This window comes from Alcanivorax jadensis T9, assembly GCF_000756655.1.
Classification (GTDB): Bacteria; Pseudomonadota; Gammaproteobacteria; order Pseudomonadales; family Alcanivoracaceae; genus Alcanivorax; species Alcanivorax jadensis.
The window spans coordinates 73950-92702 of record NZ_ARXU01000006.1; the positions used below are offsets into that span (position 1 = coordinate 73950).

The 18753-nt window shown below is 58.7% G+C and carries 15 protein-coding genes; 3 read left to right on the plus strand and 12 right to left on the minus strand.

Annotated features, from left to right (window positions below; translation table 11 throughout):
- Window positions 1-187 precede the first annotated feature (187 nt).
- Window positions 188-2797, minus strand: a complete 2610-nt coding sequence (locus tag T9A_RS17280) for a thrombospondin type 3 repeat-containing protein (protein ID WP_052042751.1) — start codon at window positions 2795-2797, stop codon at window positions 188-190.
- Between the two features lie 591 nt (window positions 2798-3388).
- A complete protein-coding gene (dbpA, locus tag T9A_RS09565) occupies window positions 3389-4768 on the minus strand; it encodes an ATP-dependent RNA helicase DbpA (protein WP_035247633.1) in 1380 nt (459 codons plus the stop codon).
- Between the two features lie 568 nt (window positions 4769-5336).
- On the opposite strand from dbpA, the gene T9A_RS09570 reads away from it, so the two are divergent.
- Window positions 5337-6455 (plus strand): ferredoxin reductase, encoded by a 1119-nt coding sequence (locus T9A_RS09570; protein WP_035247635.1) that lies wholly within the window; start codon window positions 5337-5339, stop codon window positions 6453-6455.
- Between the two features lie 10 nt (window positions 6456-6465).
- A complete protein-coding gene (locus T9A_RS09575; RefSeq protein WP_035247646.1) occupies window positions 6466-7665 on the plus strand; it encodes a fatty acid desaturase family protein in 1200 nt (399 codons plus the stop codon).
- A 241-nt stretch (window positions 7666-7906) separates the two neighbouring features.
- On the opposite strand, the gene T9A_RS09580 is transcribed toward T9A_RS09575, so the two are convergent.
- From T9A_RS09580 to T9A_RS09590, 3 genes are all read right to left on the minus strand, one after another.
- Window positions 7907-8971: an NAD-dependent epimerase/dehydratase family protein gene (locus T9A_RS09580; protein WP_035247648.1), complete on the minus strand. Its 1065-nt coding sequence runs from the start codon at window positions 8969-8971 to the stop codon at window positions 7907-7909.
- A 146-nt stretch (window positions 8972-9117) separates the two neighbouring features.
- Window positions 9118-9540, minus strand: a complete 423-nt coding sequence (locus T9A_RS09585) for a hypothetical protein (RefSeq protein ID WP_035247650.1) — start codon at window positions 9538-9540, stop codon at window positions 9118-9120.
- Window positions 9541-9637: 97 nt separating this feature from the next.
- Window positions 9638-9874, minus strand: coding sequence for an SRPBCC domain-containing protein (locus T9A_RS09590; protein ID WP_269530042.1), 237 nt, complete (start codon window positions 9872-9874; stop codon window positions 9638-9640).
- Window positions 9875-10093: 219 nt separating this feature from the next.
- Between T9A_RS09590 and T9A_RS09595 the strand changes: the two genes are divergently transcribed.
- Entirely contained in the window at window positions 10094-10792 is a 699-nt protein-coding gene (locus tag T9A_RS09595) for a pirin family protein (RefSeq protein ID WP_035247651.1), read from the plus strand.
- 198 nt (window positions 10793-10990) lie between these two features.
- Here T9A_RS09595 and T9A_RS09600 read toward each other — a convergent pair whose 3' ends face one another.
- The 7 genes from T9A_RS09600 to T9A_RS09630 all read right to left on the minus strand — a co-directional run bounded on the left by T9A_RS09600 (window position 10991) and on the right by T9A_RS09630 (window position 18575).
- Window positions 10991-11842 carry an ion transporter gene (locus T9A_RS09600; RefSeq protein WP_035247654.1) on the minus strand — a complete coding sequence of 284 codons (852 nt, stop codon included), beginning with the start codon at window positions 11840-11842 and terminating at the stop codon, window positions 10991-10993.
- Window positions 11843-11996: 154 nt separating this feature from the next.
- A complete protein-coding gene (locus tag T9A_RS09605; protein ID WP_035247657.1) occupies window positions 11997-13190 on the minus strand; it encodes an ABC transporter substrate-binding protein in 1194 nt (397 codons plus the stop codon).
- A 24-nt stretch (window positions 13191-13214) separates the two neighbouring features.
- Window positions 13215-15029 (minus strand): AMP-dependent synthetase/ligase, encoded by a 1815-nt coding sequence (locus T9A_RS09610; RefSeq protein WP_035247660.1) that lies wholly within the window; start codon window positions 15027-15029, stop codon window positions 13215-13217.
- A complete protein-coding gene (locus T9A_RS09615; RefSeq protein WP_084573462.1) occupies window positions 15029-15832 on the minus strand; it encodes an ABC transporter ATP-binding protein in 804 nt (267 codons plus the stop codon). The genes T9A_RS09610 and T9A_RS09615 overlap by 1 nt, the downstream gene beginning before the upstream one ends.
- Complete coding sequence (locus tag T9A_RS09620; protein WP_035247664.1) at window positions 15829-16599, minus strand: ABC transporter ATP-binding protein; 771 nt, start codon at window positions 16597-16599, stop codon at window positions 15829-15831. Before T9A_RS09620 ends, T9A_RS09615 begins: the two co-directional genes overlap by 4 nt.
- A complete protein-coding gene (locus T9A_RS09625; RefSeq protein WP_035247667.1) occupies window positions 16596-17693 on the minus strand; it encodes a branched-chain amino acid ABC transporter permease in 1098 nt (365 codons plus the stop codon). Before T9A_RS09625 ends, T9A_RS09620 begins: the two co-directional genes overlap by 4 nt.
- Window positions 17694-17696: 3 nt before the next feature.
- On the minus strand, window positions 17697-18575 hold the full coding sequence (locus T9A_RS09630; protein WP_035247669.1) for a branched-chain amino acid ABC transporter permease: 879 nt from the start codon (window positions 18573-18575) through the stop codon (window positions 17697-17699).
- Between the last annotated feature and the right edge of the window lie 178 nt (window positions 18576-18753).

Below are 18753 nucleotides of genomic sequence, written 5' to 3' on the forward strand. Positions count from 1 at the left end.
CTTGTCCACCCTATTGCCGGAAAGTCGTGACAACAACCGGGCCCAGGGATGTCGATATGAAAAGCGCCATTAAAGAACCAAAAAATCCGGCTCCCATTATATGAGAGCCGGATTGTTCAGGCTGCTGATACTGCCGCATTACTTAATGTAAAGTCTGACGGCAATATATCCGTTGTTCCTGCTTTGCTTAGAACCCGAATGGATCACAGAACGGATCAATCACTGGATCACAGAAGTCGTCGCCGGGAATCAGCGGATCAGATGGGTCCGGATCGCTATTGTCACCTACACCATCACCGTCCGCATCCTCCCACTCAGCGGGGTTATCAGGGAAGGCATCAACGCTATCCTCGAAGCCGTCACCGTCGGAGTCGGCACCACCACCATTGGGAGTTGGATCACTATTATCGCCAACACCGTCGCCGTCACTGTCTAACGTTTCTGTGGGGTCATTCGGGAACGCGTCGACGACATTATTGACGCCATCACCATCACGATCCAGGTCACTGTTATCGCCGATCCCGTCACCGTCAATATCGCTGAACTCGTTGGGATCATCCGGGAAAGCGTCCTGATCATTCCAGACGGTATCTCCATCACGGTCCTCATCACTGTTATCGCCAACGCCGTCACCATCCAGATCACCGGATTCGCTGCTGTCATCCGCGAACGCATCATCGTCGTTGATAACGCCATCGCCATCGCGGTCGGTATCCGCATTGTCACCAACACCATCACCATCAAGGTCCGAGGTTTCAGTGGGGTCATTCGGGAACGCATCGTTGTCGTTGTCGACGCCATCGCCGTCACGGTCGCTATCCGCGTTGTCACCAGTGCCGTCGCCATCGATGTCACCACTTTCACTGGCATCGTCAGGAAATGCATCTTCGCCGTCGTCAACGCCGTCACCATCCGAATCCACCCCGGTCTTGACGGTGTAACTGCAGTCAGTGGCCACATCCAGGTCGCGAGCTGGGCTAGCGAGCGCAGATACATCGACAGCGGCCTTGAGCTGTTCCGCTGCGGCAGTATTCAGGTAAAAGCGCGGGGCACTTGGGGCATTGGTTCCGAAAACGCCCACGCCATATGCGTTCTCAGCAACCGTCCCGAGCGAGCCCTTCGGTTGGTATTTCTTGAGCCATGAATCCCGGCTCACGGCTATACCCAGGTTCTCACGGGTCTGATCAATGTAAAGCGCCTCTTCCGCCGGGATATCCAGGTTATTGATTACCACCACCCGTGCCGCGCCAAGAAATAAATTGATGGCTTCAATCCTATAGCTGACCGTTCCCAGGCTGGTGCTTGTCGATGCCTTGAAGAACTCTGCCGAGCCATCCGCAAGGGTGACGTATACATCCGGACCCACGTATACAGAAAACGCGCCTACAGAACCTGTAAACGTGCTGATGATCGTCGCAATATCATGCTCTTCGTAAAAATCAGGCGGTGTGTCACCAAAGGTCGGAATCACCGTCGCGGGAATCACGCCGTAGAATGCATAGGCCGGGTTATTGACCTGGTATCTGGTTGGCTCGGAAACAATGTGTCCTATGGCACCCGCCTCAAAGACCGAGCACTGGTTCAAGACATGCCGCCATTTGCGGTTTGCGGAAGCTGAAAACGTATCCATCAGCTGGCCTATACTGCGACCCTGCAAGCTGAGCTTTTGCGCGGCCAGAGCAAACTCCGCATGTACCTCATCAATGACAAAGCCATATTCGATCAGCTGGACCGCCCCGCCGCCCTCCTGGAGGCGTGCGTAGTCCTGGCTACTGTACGCATCCCAGTCGCTGATCGGGACTCCCTTTCTCAGTCTGTGCTGTCCGTGGGTCGTCGAACATCCCCCAAAACCGCAACGCAGACTTCCTACATCAAGCCGGTCTGCAGTAATAGCCGTGTCATTGAGATTAAACGTAGCGGCAGAGGCCTTGAATGCATCGATGACGGTGGTCTTTTCAGACGGCACTTCGCTGGCATTGATCAGGGCGTTACTGCCCTCACCTCCGACGATGCTATTTTTCTCTGCCAACTTGCCGGTATCCACCCCGTCAAAGTCACCGCCATTTTTACCTATGGCCTCATCCAGCTGGTTAACCACCTGATTGCTTTTCGCCGACAGGGTATTACCCGCCGCCTTCTTGCCGTTGCTGTCGCCAGCCTTTTCCTGGGCATCGGCAAGCATTGAAGCCAGCACTCGTGCCGTCAGCTGTTTGCGCTGTGCAAGCACCCGGGTGGTGTCATCCGTGCTGTCCGCGTCCTTGACATAGTCTTTGGTGATACAGTCTTTCTTCTCTGCCTCGGTAGTGGCCAGCGGACACAACTGCTCGGCAAAGCTGGAGTCATTGACGACCTCCAGTACGGTCTTGTCTGGCGCAGCTTCTTTTTCAACCGCCAGCAACGTGCTGATCGGCGTCACCGGAATTTTTTCTTCACTATCCTTCAGACCTGCGGGGGCCCGGAGGGTGTAGCCTTTGGAGATGGGGGTGCCAGGATTGTCGAGATCCACGGTGACCCCAGCAATGGCCTCAACGATGACTTCATACTCCTCGAACAGCGAGGCACTCGCGTATAGGGAGAACTGACCGTTTTCATCGGTGGTGGCGGTAGTCTGCTCATCGGTACAGGACAAATCCTTATTGGTATCAAGGCAGACTTTGGCCCCCACCAGGTAGCCGTCAGCGGCATAGCCGCCTTGTTCGGCCAGGTTATCCGGCTCCGTACCTGGCTCGCGGTTATCATCTCCGCCACATCCAGCCAACAGCAGCAACAGCCCTGACAGCATCCATTTATTGTTCATTTTGGTCTCCAGACCCCATTACACAGACGGGCTTTTACACCTGTCTGCAACCCCGCGAAGACATTCGCGCCCAAATAAGAATATAAGATTAGCGAACAATACCCTTAAAGTGTGACACAGTTCAATATTCGCATGAGAAAGGAGGATGAGGGGCACCACCTGGGTCAAGAACAGCTCCGCGAATGATGCGGGCAAGTCTGAATCCCGCGCAGGCGTGATAACCAGGCGTGGTTAACGCAGTTTCCCGGATACGGCAAAGTCACGCTATCTCTTGAGCGAGGCGTCCCTTCAAAGTGATTCTAATAAGCTGGGGCATTGCCAACGCATCCCGCTGGGAGACTGCGAACAGCCTAGCTACAGAAGCAAATACAGATTTATTTGCAGCAAGCCGGCGCCTGGCGAGCCATGCCCCCCCCCGAATGGGCCTTGCCGAAAAACCCATCTGGGTGGGTAAAGCGCCCTGGCGGACAACGGATTCCAGTGACCACTAGCGTCACCGGGGCTCGATGAACTCTACGTTTCGCAACTTGCTTTCCGATGCCTGGGAGGGTGGATTCGCCCATGGAGTGGGGCTCCTACAGGGCGAACGGATTAAAGCTTCTTCACCCTCCGGCTCTTGCCCTTGATCTTGCCGCTCATCAATCTCTGCAGCGCCAAGTCGGCACTATCCCGTTCAATGGCCACATAGGCCTGGTAATCGGTCACTGTGATCTTGCCGACCTGATTGCCGGGGATGCCGGCATCGCCGGTGAGGGCCCCCAGGATATCCCCGGGGCGCAGTTTGTCCTTGCGGCCGGCACCGATGCACAGGGTCACCGTGGGCGGCAGCATGGGGTCGCCCTGGCGGGGTTTGAGGCTGGAGACCGGGTGCCAGTTGAGCTTTTCGCCCTGTAGCTCTTCGATGGCCATGGCCCGGCGACTTTCGCGAGGGGCCACCAGGTTGATGGCCAAACCCTTCTCCCCGGCCCGGCCGGTACGGCCGACCCGGTGGATGTGGGTCTGCGGGTCATGGGACAGTTCTGCGTTGATCACCATATCCAGGCTGTCGATATCCAGCCCCCGTGCGGCTACGTCCGTGGCCACCAGTACCGACAGGCTACGGTTGGCGAACAGGGTGAGCACTTCGTCCCGTTCGCGCTGTTCCAGGTCGCTGTTCAGGGCTCGGGCGGACAACCGCTGGCGGCAGAGCTGGCTGACCACGTCCTGGCACTGCTGCTTGGTGACGCAGAACACCACGCAGCTGGTGGGCCGGAAGCAGGCGATAGCCTCGGCCACGGCTTCGTAGCGTTGCAAGGGGTCCACTTCGTAGAAGCGCTGCTCGATGCGGGTGTTGTCGTGCATCGCCTCCACTTCCACGTGTTCCGGGTTGCGCATGAAGGTTTCGGCCAGCTGCTTGATGCCCGCCGGGTAGGTGGCGGAGAACAGCAGCGTCTGGCGACGTTCCGGGGTCTGGCGAATCACTTCGGCAATATCATCGAAGAAACCCATGTCGAGCATGCGGTCCGCTTCATCCAGCACCAGGGTGTTGAGGCCGTCGAGACTGAGGGTGCCCTTGCTCAGGTGCTTGAGTATTCGCCCTGGGGTGCCCACCACCACCTGGGCGCCATGCTCCAGGGAACCGATCTGCGGGCCAATGGGTTGGCCGCCACACAGGGTCAGCACCTTGATGTTACCGGCGCCACGAGCCAGACGCCGGATCTCTGCGGCCACCTGATCGGCCAGCTCCCGGGTGGGGCACAGCACCAGTGCCTGGCAGCCGTAATAGCGCAGGTTTAGCGGGTGCAGCAGGCCGATCCCGAAGGCGGCGGTCTTGCCGCTGCCGGTGCTGGCCTGGGCGATCACATCCCGGCCCTGCAACAGGGGCGGCAGGCTGGCCGCCTGCACCGGTGTCATGGCGGTGTAGCCCAGTGTGTCCAGGTTGGCGAGCATGTCGCCGCTGAGAGGCAGGGAAGAAAACAGGGTATCAGTCACGTAAAGGGCCCGGGTGTCAGGAAATCAGGCGTGCAGTGTACCAACAGTTGAGCCGGGGGCGATGGATTTTGCAGGGGGACTGCCTGGAACCCATTTCTTTGGTTTTAAAATCCATACTTAGCTGGAATAGCGCTCGGTGCTTAAGTAGCTTCGTAGCATCACCCTCTCCCTGTCCCTCTCCCCTCAAGGGAGAGGGGACCCTCCAGGAAGGTTACGGGGCGCCCAAGCCTTACGCCTTGCAAGAAACACCTATCTACCACAGGGCATGAAAACACTCTGGACAAGCACAGCATAATCACTTTAGTCTTGTAAACACTTGTACACATACAGATGTGCACTTGCTGCGCTATCTCCGATTGTATGTCTGCATGGGTATTGCGTAGGGATTCGGTAAAAGGGGTTGGTCACAGCGACCCGCACAAGCGGATACTGAAATCCGAACCTGACATGAGACAGCTACAACAACAGTGACTAAACGGATTATGGCGAGCCGCCCCGGCTGCCCGCCGCCAGCCTGGCACGCCAGGCAAGCTTCACCTCAAATAATGACAACGATCGAGGAACCGTTATGCGTCAACCCGCCCAGCCTGAGCCAGGTGCATCACCCTCCATCTGGTCTCGCCTGAGTACTATCACCGATTATTTCGCCTGGCCCTTGCGCACCTCTCATTACCTGGAGCTGGTGAACCCGCTGTGGACCACTCACAAGATGCAGGCCCGCGTCGTCAAAGTCTGGGATGAAACCAAGGATGCGCGCACCCTTACCCTACGCCCCGGCTTGAACTGGCGCGGCCACCGTGCAGGCCAGCATGTGCGAGTGGGGATTCCCGCCAACGGCAAGCATTACACCCGCACCTACACCATCTCCTCCCCACCGGAGCGGGAAGACGACTGCTTTACCATCACCGTGAAGGCCATCGACAAGGGCACCATTTCCCACCACATCGTGCGCAATATCAAGGTGGGCGATTACCTGCCCATCGGGCTGCCGCAGGGGGACTTTTACCTGCCGGATGCGCAGCCGATTCAGCCGCTGTTTATTACTGCAGGCAGCGGCATCACCCCGGCGTTCAGCATGATCAACAGCCTGATTGCCCAGGGTCGTTTGCCGGATACTTGCCATATTCACTACGCACCCCACGAGTTTGATGTGGTGCTGGGCAAGGAATTGAAGGCAATGGATCGCTACAACGATCGCTATCACCTGAACCTGATTTATAGCCGCGAGGGCGACGACCCGAGCGGAAACCGCTTTTCTAAGGCCCAGCTGGATGCGCTCTGCCCGGACTGGAAAGACCGGGATGTGTACGCATGCGGCCCCCCTTCCCTGCTGGAAGCCATTGAGCAATGCATGGAAGAAGCGGGCTGTAGCCGCCAGCTTCATGTGGAGCGATTCCGCGCTCCCTTTACCGAGATTCCCGACGATGCAGTAGGTGGTCGGGTGCGCTTTGCACAGAGCGATGTGGAAGCCGACGGTGACAGTGACACACCACTGCTGAAAGTGGCCGAGGAGGCAGGCATGAACCCGCCCCACGGCTGCCGCATGGGCATCTGCCATACCTGCAACACCACCCTGGTATCCGGGTGTGTGCGAGACCTGCGTACCGGTGAGGTACTGAACGAGGCAGGCAGCATTGTACAAACCTGCATCTGCGCCGCCGCCGGCGACTGCGAACTGGATTTGTGAGGGAAGAATCATGAAAACCCATCAATACCCGGTCGACCTGACCGATGAACAGATCGAAGAATTCGGCCGCGAGCTGGAAGCCATTCGCAACGAGGTATTTGATTCCCGGGGCGACCGGGATCGCGCCTATATCCTCAAGGTGATCAAGACCCAGCGCACCATGGCGGTGAGCTCCCGTTTTGTCATTTACCTTTCACTGTTTTTCATTCCTGCCTGGGGGCACGCGCTGGCGACCTGGCCAGTGGCACTCACCATCATGGGCCTGGGTGTATTCGCGCTCGGCATCGCCAAGATCCTGGAAAACATGGAGATTGCCCATAACGTGCTGCACGCCCAGTGGGACTGGATGAAGGACCCGGAGATTCAGTCCAACACCTGGGAATGGGACACCATGAGCCCGTCCGACCGCTGGATGCATTCGCACAACGTGGTGCACCACACCTGGACCAATGTGCTGGAGAAGGATCTGGATGTGGGCTACGGCATCATGCGGGTGACACCCATGCAGAAGTGGAAGCCGGCGTTTCTGTTGCAGCCGATTTATTTCATTCTGCTGATGCTGTTGTTCGAAGAAGGCGTGGCCGTCCATGAACAAGCCATCGATGATCACCTGAAAGGCAAGAATAAGCTGAAGGACTTTACGCCCCTGTTAAAACGTATCGGTTACAAGGTATGGCGGCAGGTGGCCAAGGATTACATCGCCTGGCCGCTGGCGGCGGCGCTGGTGGCAATTCCGATTTCCTTCTTTGTGCCCTTCTCGCCCCTGCTGGTATTCGGCATGGTGGCCGGTGCCAATGCGGTGGCCAACCTGATCCGCAACATCTGGGCGTTCACCATTATCTTCTGCGGGCACTTCCCCGCCGGGGCGCACAACTTCACCCTGGAACAGGTGGAAGGCGAAACCCGTGGCCGCTGGTATCTACGCCAGATGCTGGGCTCCTGCAATATTGAAGGCAGCAAACTGTTCCATATTCTCTCCGGCAACCTGTCACACCAGATCGAACATCATCTGTTTCCGGATATGTGCAGCAACCGCTACAAGGAAGTCGCACCCCGGGTACGGGCACTGGCTGACCGCTACGGCATTCCGTACAACAGCGCCTCCCTGTTTCGCCAGTTCGGCACCACCTGGCTGAACAATCTGCGCCTGGCCTTCCCGGGTGGCGGAGAACCCTACGAACCGCGCCGCGAGGAAGCCAGCCAGTCCTGATTCGGGGCGTAGGGTGGATTAGCCGGAAGGCGTAATCCACCATGACATTCACCGCTTCAAAAGGTGGATTACGCCTTGCGGCTAATCCACCCTACGTTTTGGCTTTGTAAGAGATGATGCTTGCATCACGAAAGGTGGAGCAGGCTTCGGCCTCTCGCTTTGCGAGCAAAGCGCCAACGGATACGGAAGTTTGTTGGAGCCTTGCTCGCAAGGCGAAGGTTCTTTCAGCAAGCCGCTGCGTTTAGCGCCGTCTTACCAGCCCGTCTTCCAGCACCTGATCGAAGTGATCCTTCAAGGTATCCGCCGCCGGTCGATAATTCACACCCAGCGTCTTGCTGCGGCTGTTTTCGAAGCGCAGCGGGTAGCCCACGTTGCGGCTGATGAACTTGCGGGTGACCGGGCCCATGAATGGGCCAACGGCCCATACCACCGGCTTGGGCACCTTCATCATCGGGAAGGGGTATTGCTTGCCGAATTGCTTGCGCAGGATGCCGGCGATGTCGAGCATGGACACGGACTGGCTGACCAGGATGTAGCGCCCTTCTGCTTCCGGTTTGAACGCGCCTAAAAGGTGAGCCTGCGCCACTTCACGCACATCCACCATGCCGTATTCCAGTGCCGGCACGCCGGTTTTCAGTTTACCGCGTCCCATGTCCAGCAGGGTGCCAATGCTGGCGGAGTTGCTGGCGTTGGTCAGTGAGGGGCCATAGACCATGCCCGGATTGATGGTCACCAGATCCCAACGGCTTTCTGCACTGCCCTCCTGGCCATCGTGGATCTTCCAGGCTTCGCGCTCGGCGGCCACCTTGGAGTACTGGTAGGGGTTATGGTCGACGCTGCTGGTGGTATTCCAGTCTGCTTCGGTGAAGGCGCTCTTGCCCTTCATGTCGGTGGCATCACCGTATACCGAGGCCACGCTGCTGGTGAGCACCACGCGCTTGAGGGTGTCGCAGCGGTTAGCGGCATTGAGCACATTGCGGGTGCCTTCCACGGCCGGGCGCACCAGGGCCTCGTTGGCATCGGTAAAGCCCTCCAGCACGAACGGCGAGGCGGTGTGCATGAGAATGTCGCAGCCCTGCATGGGCGCATCGAAACTCTGCGCATCCAGCAGGTCAGCCTTGAACAGTTTCAGGGTGCCGGGGGCAGCGTCGGCGATGCGTTTCAGATGATCCACGCTCTTGGCCTTGTTGGGATCACGCACCGTGGCATGCACGGTATGGCCCGCTTCCAACAGGTATTTGACGATCCAGCCGGCAATGTAGCCGGAAGCGCCGGTGACCATCACGGTATGAGTGTTACTGGGCATGCTTGGCTCCCGCCGATAAAAAGAAGGCCAACGCTACCATGATGGCAAAACAAGACTAGGGCTGTTCGTGCCATTCCATGACTGTGCGGCCAATAGAAATTACAACGAAAACAGGCGCCAGCGGCGCCTGTTTCCAGGGAAAAGAATCAATTCTGCCAACGCGACCGGTTAAGCCACATCCACGCGGCCAGCCCCAGCCCCCAGGCGCCATTGACGGTCAGGCCACCGACCACCTTGGTGGCGTTCACGTCCAGACCTTTTAAGGGGAACACCAGCAGCATGGCCACCAGTGTCGGGCCGATGGCACCGAGAATCAGCGCCCCCAGCCAGTGCCGGATACCCTGCCAGCGGCGGATCAGCCACCAGACCGGAATACCCCAGACCCCGCCCCAGAATGCCAGTGACAAAACCTGGGGAATGCCCAGGGGCGGTACCGGGGTCATGTTCCAGGGCGCCGCCGGGATAAGGCCCGCCAGCCAGAACAGCGCCAATACCCCCTGGTGAAACAGCAGGGTAGCAATGAAGCCCCCGGTGAAGGCCTGCAACCATTGTTGTGGCGAGTTGGACATGGTCACTCCGACGTTGAGAGGTGTTGGTAAATGATTACCCGGCAACTCTACACCATCACCCTCCTCTGCGCGTGAACAGACCAGGAGCAAGATCCGTTCAGCCGTCGTCCGGAATTTCCGGTGTCACCAGTTGCGCCAGCATTTCCAGGGATTCTTGCCAGCCCTGATAGCAGAATTCCACCGGTATCACCTCCGGCACCCCTTCCTGGGTGATGGTCAGATCGGTGCCACACAGCACCTCTTTCAACGTGATGGTTACCTGCATTTCGCCGGGCAGGTTGGGGGTGGCGCGCAGGACAAGATGAAGACGGGCGGTATTACCGGACATGATGATTCTCCTTGTTGGATGTGGCGCCTCTCTTCAGGGAGGGCACGGGTTTATCGAATACGGAGAGGGGGATTCGACAGTTCGCCATGCGAGCATGGCTCCAACAGGAATACATCCACTTTATTGGTCTTATTAAACGAAAAAGCGCTATTTTTAATCATTATTTCAGATCATATAGTCACTCCATCGAGGGACAGGTAATAGAGCCTGTTACAGGAGGACGCCATGATCGAGCTTCGCACACGCAATGAACTGGGCCATGCCCGGCACGGCTGGCTGGATACCCGGCATCACTTTTCCTTTGCTAACTACCATGACTCGCAACGGGTGCATTGGGGAGATTTGCGGGTGTGGAACGATGACACCATCGCCCCACAGACCGGCTTCCCTGCACATTCCCACCGGGAGATGGAAATCATCACCTATGTGCGCAAGGGGGCGATCACCCACCAGGACAGCCTGGGTAACAGTGGCCGTACCGAGGCTGGAGATGTGCAGGTGATGTCCGCAGGCACCGGGATTACTCATAGTGAGCAAAACTTGGAGGATACGGAGACACAGATCTTCCAGATCTGGATTATTCCGAACGCCACCGGGCTGCCGCCCACCTGGGGCAGCAAGCCGTTCCCGAAGGCCTCCCGCGACGGGCACTTCGAGGTGCTGGCCAGTGGTTACCCGGAAGACACGGACGCCCTGGCGATCCAGGCGGATGCGCGGGTGGTAGCGGCCACGCTGAGTCATGGTCAGGACATCGAGTACGTGCTCAACCCGACTCGCAAGGTCTACCTGGTGCCTGCCAAGGGACGGGTGCGGGTGAATGGGGTGCTGGCCGAAACTGGCGATGGCCTGGCCATCAGTGACGAAGCCCGGCTGTCTGTGGTGGCAGAATCAGACAGCGAGATCGTGCTGGTGGAAACCGTCTAGGAAAGCCGTGATCGATGCGTAGGGTGGATTAGCCGCAGGCCTAATCCACCTTCCTTGCGGTCACCCAAACCTGCCGAACGACAGGGTGGATAACGCCTGCGGCTAATCCACCCTACCTCCCAGAAGAAGGCACGGAGTGTTTCCGGGCCTTTCGCCTTGCAAGCAAGGCTCCAACAAAGCCAGCCAACGGCTATTCCACTACTGATCCGACTTTTTCTGCAGCGCTGTTTCCAGGGAGGCAATCTTTTCATGCATGGTGCGCATCAGGTCGAGCATTTCCTGGCGCTCGTCGTGGGCGATCTGGTTGTTGGCGTCCCGTTCGGCACGCTGTTCGCTTTCGTGCACTTCCTGAGTGGCACTGACGATGATGGCGATGAACAGGTTCAGCACCATGAAGCTGGAGATCAGAATGAACGGCACGAAGAAGATCCAGGCCATGGGATAGACGGCCATCACCGGCCGGGCAATGCCCATGGACCAGCTTTCCAGGGTCATGATCTGGAACAGGCTGTAAATGCTCGCTCCCAGAGTGCCGAACCACTGCGGGAACGCCTCACCAAACAGCTCGGTGCCCATTACCGCAAAGATGTAGAACATCATCAGCAACAGCGCTGCGGTCCAGCCGATGCCGGGTAACGCCTGCATCAGGGATTCCACCAGCATGCGAAGCCGTTTCACCGATGACAGCAGCCGCAGCACCCGCAAGATACGCAGGCTCCGCAGAATCGCCAGGGGCCCGGATGCCGGTGCCAGGGAAATAGCGACGATCAGAAAGTCGAACACATTCCAGCCGGAGCGGAAAAAGCGCGGCCCGAAGGCGACCAGCTTGAGCACAATTTCCAGTACGAAAACCGCCAGTACTATCTGGTTGAGCAGGTTCAACCACTGCCCTGCCCGCTCCTGTGCCACCGCGGAGGTTTCCACACCCAGAATAATCGCATTGAGCAGGATCAGAGCGGTAATGGTGTGACCGAAGAACGGGGTATTGAGCCAGGTGGCCAGGCGCTGTCGCCAGCCATCGGAGGATACGGAAGTTGAAGAGGCCTGCATGGACAATCACCGAATAATCCAGGAGGCGCGAGTATACCTGATACGGGAGGGGGGATTGATAGGGTCGTTGGAGCCATGCTTGCATGGCGAAAAGCCGGAATCGACCCCCGAGCCTTTCGCTTTGCGGGCAAAGCTCCAACGGGAAAGTACGCGGTCAGTCTTCCAGGGTCACCACGGGCTCCCAGACACCGTCGGTGACTTTGGAGAGGATCATATCGTTACCGGCACGATGATTGGTGGCGCTCATCTTGATATCCACCCCGGTGACCGGATCACTGAAATCCAGGGACTCCATGGCCGCCAGGAAGGAATCGGTGGTAAGATCCGGTCCGGCCTCGCGCAATGCCTCGATGGTCACCATGGCACCGACACGCCCCAGCACCGCACCACCACTGGGTACCGAGCCATACTGCGTCTGGTACTCATCTGCCCATTGTTTCGCTTCCGGCACATCCTTCATGCGGCTGACAATATCCTGCCAGGGGGAGACACCGTAGAGTCCTTCTGTGACACCGCCGGGCGCCGCCGCCACTGCGGAATGGAAGCCGGCCTGGGAGAGCACGAATTTCACATCATCCCAACCCATTTCCTTGGCGGTAGCCACCACGGAAATGATCGGCCGAACCGGCAGGGCCACGGCGACCAGCTGACAGCCGGCATCCTTCAGGCGCGCCAGGGTGCCGGTGAAATCACTCTCGTCTGGACGGTGAGAGGTGCTTTCCGCCAGGGTAAGAGTCTCTTGGCCGGCGGCAGCATCGGTGATGGCCTGGTTCACTTCCTCGCCGAAATCCGAGGGAATGTACATCACACAGATTTTCTCGATGCCATACTCATCGGTCATCCAGTTAACGCCTTTCAGTACCCCTTCGTGGTAGCTGGGACCGAAAACGAAACGATGGGAAAAGTCGCCCTCTTCTTCCATCTGCCGGGACAGGGCCAGGGGAAGAATGCTGGGCACATTATTGCGGTCCATCAGAGGGAAAGCTGCCAGGTTATGGGGCGTCCCCAGGCTCATCACCATGGCGAAGATTTCATCCCGGCTGATCAGCTTGTTGGTGGCCTGGGTGGCCTTGGGCACCTGGTAGGCATGATCCTCGACGATGTAACGAATCTTGCGCCCATGAATACCGCCTTCGGCATTCACTTCGGCAAACATGTCGTTGGCCACCTGCACCGCCGGTGAGGAAAACGCCGCAAACACGCCGGACAAGTCGTGCATGCCACCCAGCTTGATTTCGGTATCACTGACGCCACGCACCGACTCGGCGGCGGCGCTCTCTTCTTCCTTGTTATCACTGCACCCGATCAGGGTGGCTGCGGCGAGAGCCGCCAGGCAAAGCTTCTTCATGATGCACTCTCCTCTCGAATTCATTCAGTACATGGAATCAATCAGGTGCTTGTGTTTTTTCTCCACGAAGGAACGCTTCAGCTTCATGGTGGCAGTCAGCTCCTCATCTTCGGCGGTGAGCAGCACGTCGATCAGGCGGAAATACTTGATCTGTTCCACCTGGGCGAACTGTTTGTTCACATCGGTAATGATGCTGTCGATCAGGTCAACGACCTCTTTGGCACGACACAGGGAGGCGAAGTTGGAAAACGGCACCTGGCGGTCCTGGGCATATTTCTCCACGTTTTCCTGATCGATCATGATCAGGCAGGTGAGATACTTGCGCTGATCACCAATCACCACGGCATCAGAAATATACGGGGAAAACTTCATCCGACTTTCGATTTCCGCCGGCGTGATATTCTTGCCGCCGGCAGTGATGATGATGTCTTTCAAACGGCCGGTGATGGTGAGCATGCCGTCTTCCAGACGCCCTACATCGCCGGTGTGCAGCCAGCCGTCGCGGATATCTTCAGCGGTTTTTTCCGGCTTGCGCCAGTAACCGGCGAACACATGGTCGCCACGCACCAGCACTTCCCCGTTTTCGGCAATCCGTACCTCGGTATCGGGTAGCGGCTCGCCCACGGAGCCGACCTGGGCCCGGTCTTTGCTGTTAAGCGATACTACCCCGGTGGTTTCGGTCATGCCGTAGCCTTCATAGAGCGGCACGCCCAGGGCCTGGAACCAGCGAATCAGATCCGGCGAGATCGGCGCCGCGCCGGTAGTGCCCCGACGCAGGCGCGCCATACCGATCAGGTCGCGTACATTGCGCAGCACCAGCAGATTCCAGAACTGGTAATGCAGCCAGGAAAGCGCTGAGCGTTTGCGCTCACAGTGCCAGCCATCCCCGGCGGCAAGAGCCCGGTCGAAACACCAGCGGCCGAAACCGGTGGCTTCGTCTCGCAGGGTCATCATGGAGCTATAGATTTTTTCCCACAGTCGCGGCACTGCGGCAAAGGTATTGGGCGACACTTCACGCAGGTTCTCGAACACGGTTTCCGGGCTTTCCGCAAAGTTCACGGTACAGCCCTTGAAGATGGGCACTTCCACCGACACCAGCCGTTCCAGAATATGACACAGGGGCAAGAAGCAGAGCTGGTCGTCATCCTTGTGGGCTTCCAGCACCTGCTCACCGGCGGCAAGCTGGAACAGCACATTGCGGTGGCTGATCATGGCGCCCTTGGGCGCGCCGGTGGTGCCGGAGGTGTAGATCAACATGCGGATGTCATCGGGCTGACTTTGCGCAATACTGGCGCTGAATTGTGCTTCCGCATCAGGGATCTGCTCGCTCAGGGCGTAGAGTTCATCCAGGAACATGACCATGGGATCGTCAAAATCCCGCAGACCCTTGCGATCGAACACGATCACTTTTTTCAAGGTGGGCACCTGATCGCGCACGGTCAGGTACTTGTCCAGCTGTTCGTCGTTTTCCACAAACAGAAAAGCGGAACCACTGTCGTTGACCAGGTAGGCCAGCTGATCGGCACTGTCCGTGGTATAGACGCCATTGCTGACGCCGCCGGCCCCGGCGATACCCAGATCGCAGTACAGCCATTCCTTGTTGTCTTCACTAAGAATGGAGACCGGCTGGCCCCGCTCCAGGCCCAGAGACAATAGCGCCACGCCGATGGCGCGGGCTTTTTCGTAATAGTCCTGCCAGCTATAGCTCTGCCAGATGCCCAGGTCCTTTTCACGGTGCGCAATGCGCGCTCCCCGTTCCAGGCATTGCTGGCGCCACAGTTTGACCACGGTATCGCAACCGTGGAGAAGGGTCGGTGCGTTGTTGGTTGTTGTCATCATCAGCGCCAGGTCTTCTTTCGTTTCCAGCGTTTTTCCGGTCGGTCATCCCCCGCCGACTGGCCCAGATAGAACTCGCGAATATCGTCACTGGCGAGCAGTTCCTCGGCGCTGCCATCCATGACGATGCGGCCGGTTTCCAGCACATAGCCATGATCCGCCGTGTTCAGCGCCACCTGGGCGTTCTGTTCCACCAGCAGCAGGGTCACGCCCTGCTCCTTGTTGAGCCGACGAACGATGGCGAAGATTTCCTGCACCAGCAGCGGCGACAGCCCCAGGGACGGCTCATCCAGCAACATCAGCGACGGTCGAGACATGAGCCCGCGACCGATAGCCAGCATCTGTTGTTGGCCACCAGACAGGGTGCCGGCAGGCTGGTTGCGGCGCTCCAGCAGGATCGGGAAATAGTCATACACCATTTCCATGTCCTGGCGGATGCCCGCCTTGTCGCGGCGGATGTAGGCGCCCATGGCCAGGTTTTCTTCCACGGTCAGAAACGGAAACACTTCCCGGCCTTCCGGTACGTGGGCAATGCCTTGGCGCACCAGGGCATCCGGCTCGCGGCCCTGGATCGCTTCTCCGGCCAGGGTAATGCTGCCCTTTCGCGGAGCCAGTGCCCCGGAAATGGTTTTCATCAGGGTGGTCTTGCCGGCGCCGTTGGCGCCGAGAATGGCAACCACCTTGCCCTCGAATACATCGATGGACACCCCGCGCAGGGCCATCACCGGGCCGTAGAAAGCTTCCAGGTTTTTCACCTGCAGCAGCGGCTGGGCATCATTCATGGTTTCTTTCTGCAGTGCACTCATGAGGTTGCCTCCGTGCCCAGATAGGCTTCGATCACCTTGGGATCCGCCTGCACTTCGGCGGCCGTGCCCATAGCCAGTGGTCGGCCTTCCGAGACCGCCAGCACCCGGTTGGACACCCGCGATACCAGGCTCATGTCGTGCTCGACCATCAGTACCGTCAGGCCCAGATCTTTCTGCATGTCCTCAATCCACCAGGCCATGTTCTGGGTTTCTTCCACGCTCAGGCCGGAGGCCGGCTCATCGAGCAGGATCAGCTTCGGCTCGCTGGACAGGGCCCGGGCGATTTCCACTACCTTGCGCACCCCGTAAGGCAGTCCGGCAATCAGCTTGTCCCGGTAGGCGGCCAGGTCGAGGAAGTCGATCACCTCTTCCACCAACAGACGATGCTGCCGTTCACTGCGCCTTACCTTGGGCAGGAACAACAGCTCCTCGAACCAGCGGGTATTGCGGCGGCAATGACGACCGATCAACAGGTTCTGCAGTACCGAGGAGTGATCGAACAGCTCGATATTCTGGAAGGTACGAGCGATACCCAGCCCCGCCACCTTGTGAGCCGGCAGGCCGGTAATGTCCTGACCATCGAATACAATTTGTCCGGCGCTCGGTTCGTAGAGGCGACTGATCAGATTGAAGATGGTGGATTTGCCTGCCCCGTTGGGGCCAACCAGGGTGAACACTTCGCCGGGCTCCACGGTGAAGCTGACGCCATCCACCGCTTTCACGCCGCCGAAGGAAATGGAGAGATCCTTTACCTGTAACAGACTCATCGTTGGCGCTCCGTTTTCAGGTAAGTACGGGTGCGGCGGAACATGCCCTTGCGATACAGCGGAAACAGCTGCAGCCAGGTGCGCACCTTGAACCAGACGCCGTAGAGCCCGCGCGGTTCGTAAATCACCATGAGCAGAATCAGCAGTGCAAACAGGGCGGTGTCCATGCCCGGGTAGGCGGCGATCTTGATGCCGGCGGCGTTATCGAAAAAATCCCGGGCGATGGCGATCAGCTGGGGCAGCAGCACCACCACAATGGCGCCGAAGAAGGCGCCGTGCACCGAGCCCAGCCCGCCGATCACCACCTGCAGCAACAGAGTGATGGAAATCAGCACCAGGAAGCTTTCGTAATTCACCGCCTGGGCCAGATGGGCATAGAGCGCCCCGGCCAAACCGGTGATGGCGCAGGACAGGCTGAAGGACAGGGTCTTGGCGCGGGCCACATTGACCCCCAGCGCCCGGGCGGACACTTCACTGTCACGCACGGCCAGGAAGGAACGGCCGGAGGCACTGCGCAGCAGGTTCAGATAACCCAGGGTGACCAGCACCAGCACCGCCAGGCACAGATAGTAGAAGGCTTCCGGAGTGGCATAGCGGTCGATCTCCATGCCGAACAGGGCAATGGGTGGGGCAAATACCCCGGCGACCCCACCGGTAATCGGCTCGGCGATAATGGCCACATCCTCGATAATGATGCTCAGCGCGAGAGTGGCGATGGCCAGATAAATGCCGCTCATGCGCAGGATCGGTCGGGAGATGATGGCGCCGATCACCCCGGAAGTAACCGCGCTGGCCAGCAAGGCGGGAAGGAAATGCCAACCGCGCAACATCAGCGCCAGATTGGTAAAGGCACCAATGGCCATAAAGGCTGCATGCCCCAGACTGACCTGGCCGGTATGGCCGCTGATCAGCATCAATCCCAACCCCGCCAGGGACCACACCAGCACGGCTGTCAGCTCGCCTAGATAATAGGTGCCAAGCAGCCAGGGCGCGGCTACCAATAGCGCCATCAGGATGGCGTACTGGGCCAGGTGCCAGCGACCTTCAAACAGATTGATATCGTCGTCGTAACGGCTTTTGAATCGGTTGCTCATGGCCTACACCTTCTTCTGGCTGATCTGCGCGAACAGGCCGCCGGGGCGCAGGATCAGCACCAGCAACATCAACACATAGGGGGCAATCTGGCCGACGCCGGAAGGCAGATAGCGGCCCGCGAACGGCTCCACGATCCCCACCAGCAGGCCACCCAGCAGCGCCCCGGGCAAGGAACCCAAACCGCCGATGACCGCCGCGGCAAACGCCTTGATACCGAACAGCAGCCCCACCGAAGGCTCCACCGCGCCCTTGGCGGCAAACATGACCCCGGCAATCGCCGCCACCACCCCGGACAGGGCCCAGACAATGGCGTTAATGCGTTTTACCGGAATGCCCATGTAGTAGGCCGCCATCTGGTTCTGGCTGCTGGCCTGCATGGCCACGCCAAGACGGGTGCGGGCAAAGAAGAAATAGAGAATGGCGGTAAGCGCCACGGTGGTAATGATGATCACCGCATCCACCACCGGAATGATCAGCTCGCCCACCGTCCAGACCAGGCCGATAAAGGGCGTTTCCAGGGAGGTGGGATCATGGCCCCAGATCACCCCGGCCACGAAGCGGATCAGAAAGCCCAGCGCGATGGTAAGAATCACCATGGCGAATTGCGGCTGCCCGAAGATGGCGCGCAACACGAAACGATCGAGGAGGTAGCCGAACAGGCCGAGGATCAACGCCGCCAGCGTAATGCCGACCAGAAAAGGCAGATCCGCATAGCTGGTGTTGATGAAGGTAACGCCGAGAAAGGCCCCCAGCATCATCATGTCGCCCTGGGCGAAGTTGACCGCTTCGGATGCCTTATAGATCAATACAAAACCCAGTGCCAACAGCCCGTAAATACAGCCATTGGCAATCCCGCTGACCAGCAGCTGGAGTATATCCATGGTCCCTCTCTCCCGGGGGGTTATTATTCTGTTGCTTTTTTATTCAATGGACCCGAGCCTAGCGGAAGTCCGACATTCTCACCAGTATGTAAAATGTAACAGGATCAGAATGAGATTGAAGGGGCTTCCTGGTCCTGCATTCTCCGCCACTTCCGGTATGCTTGACTGTCATCCAGCA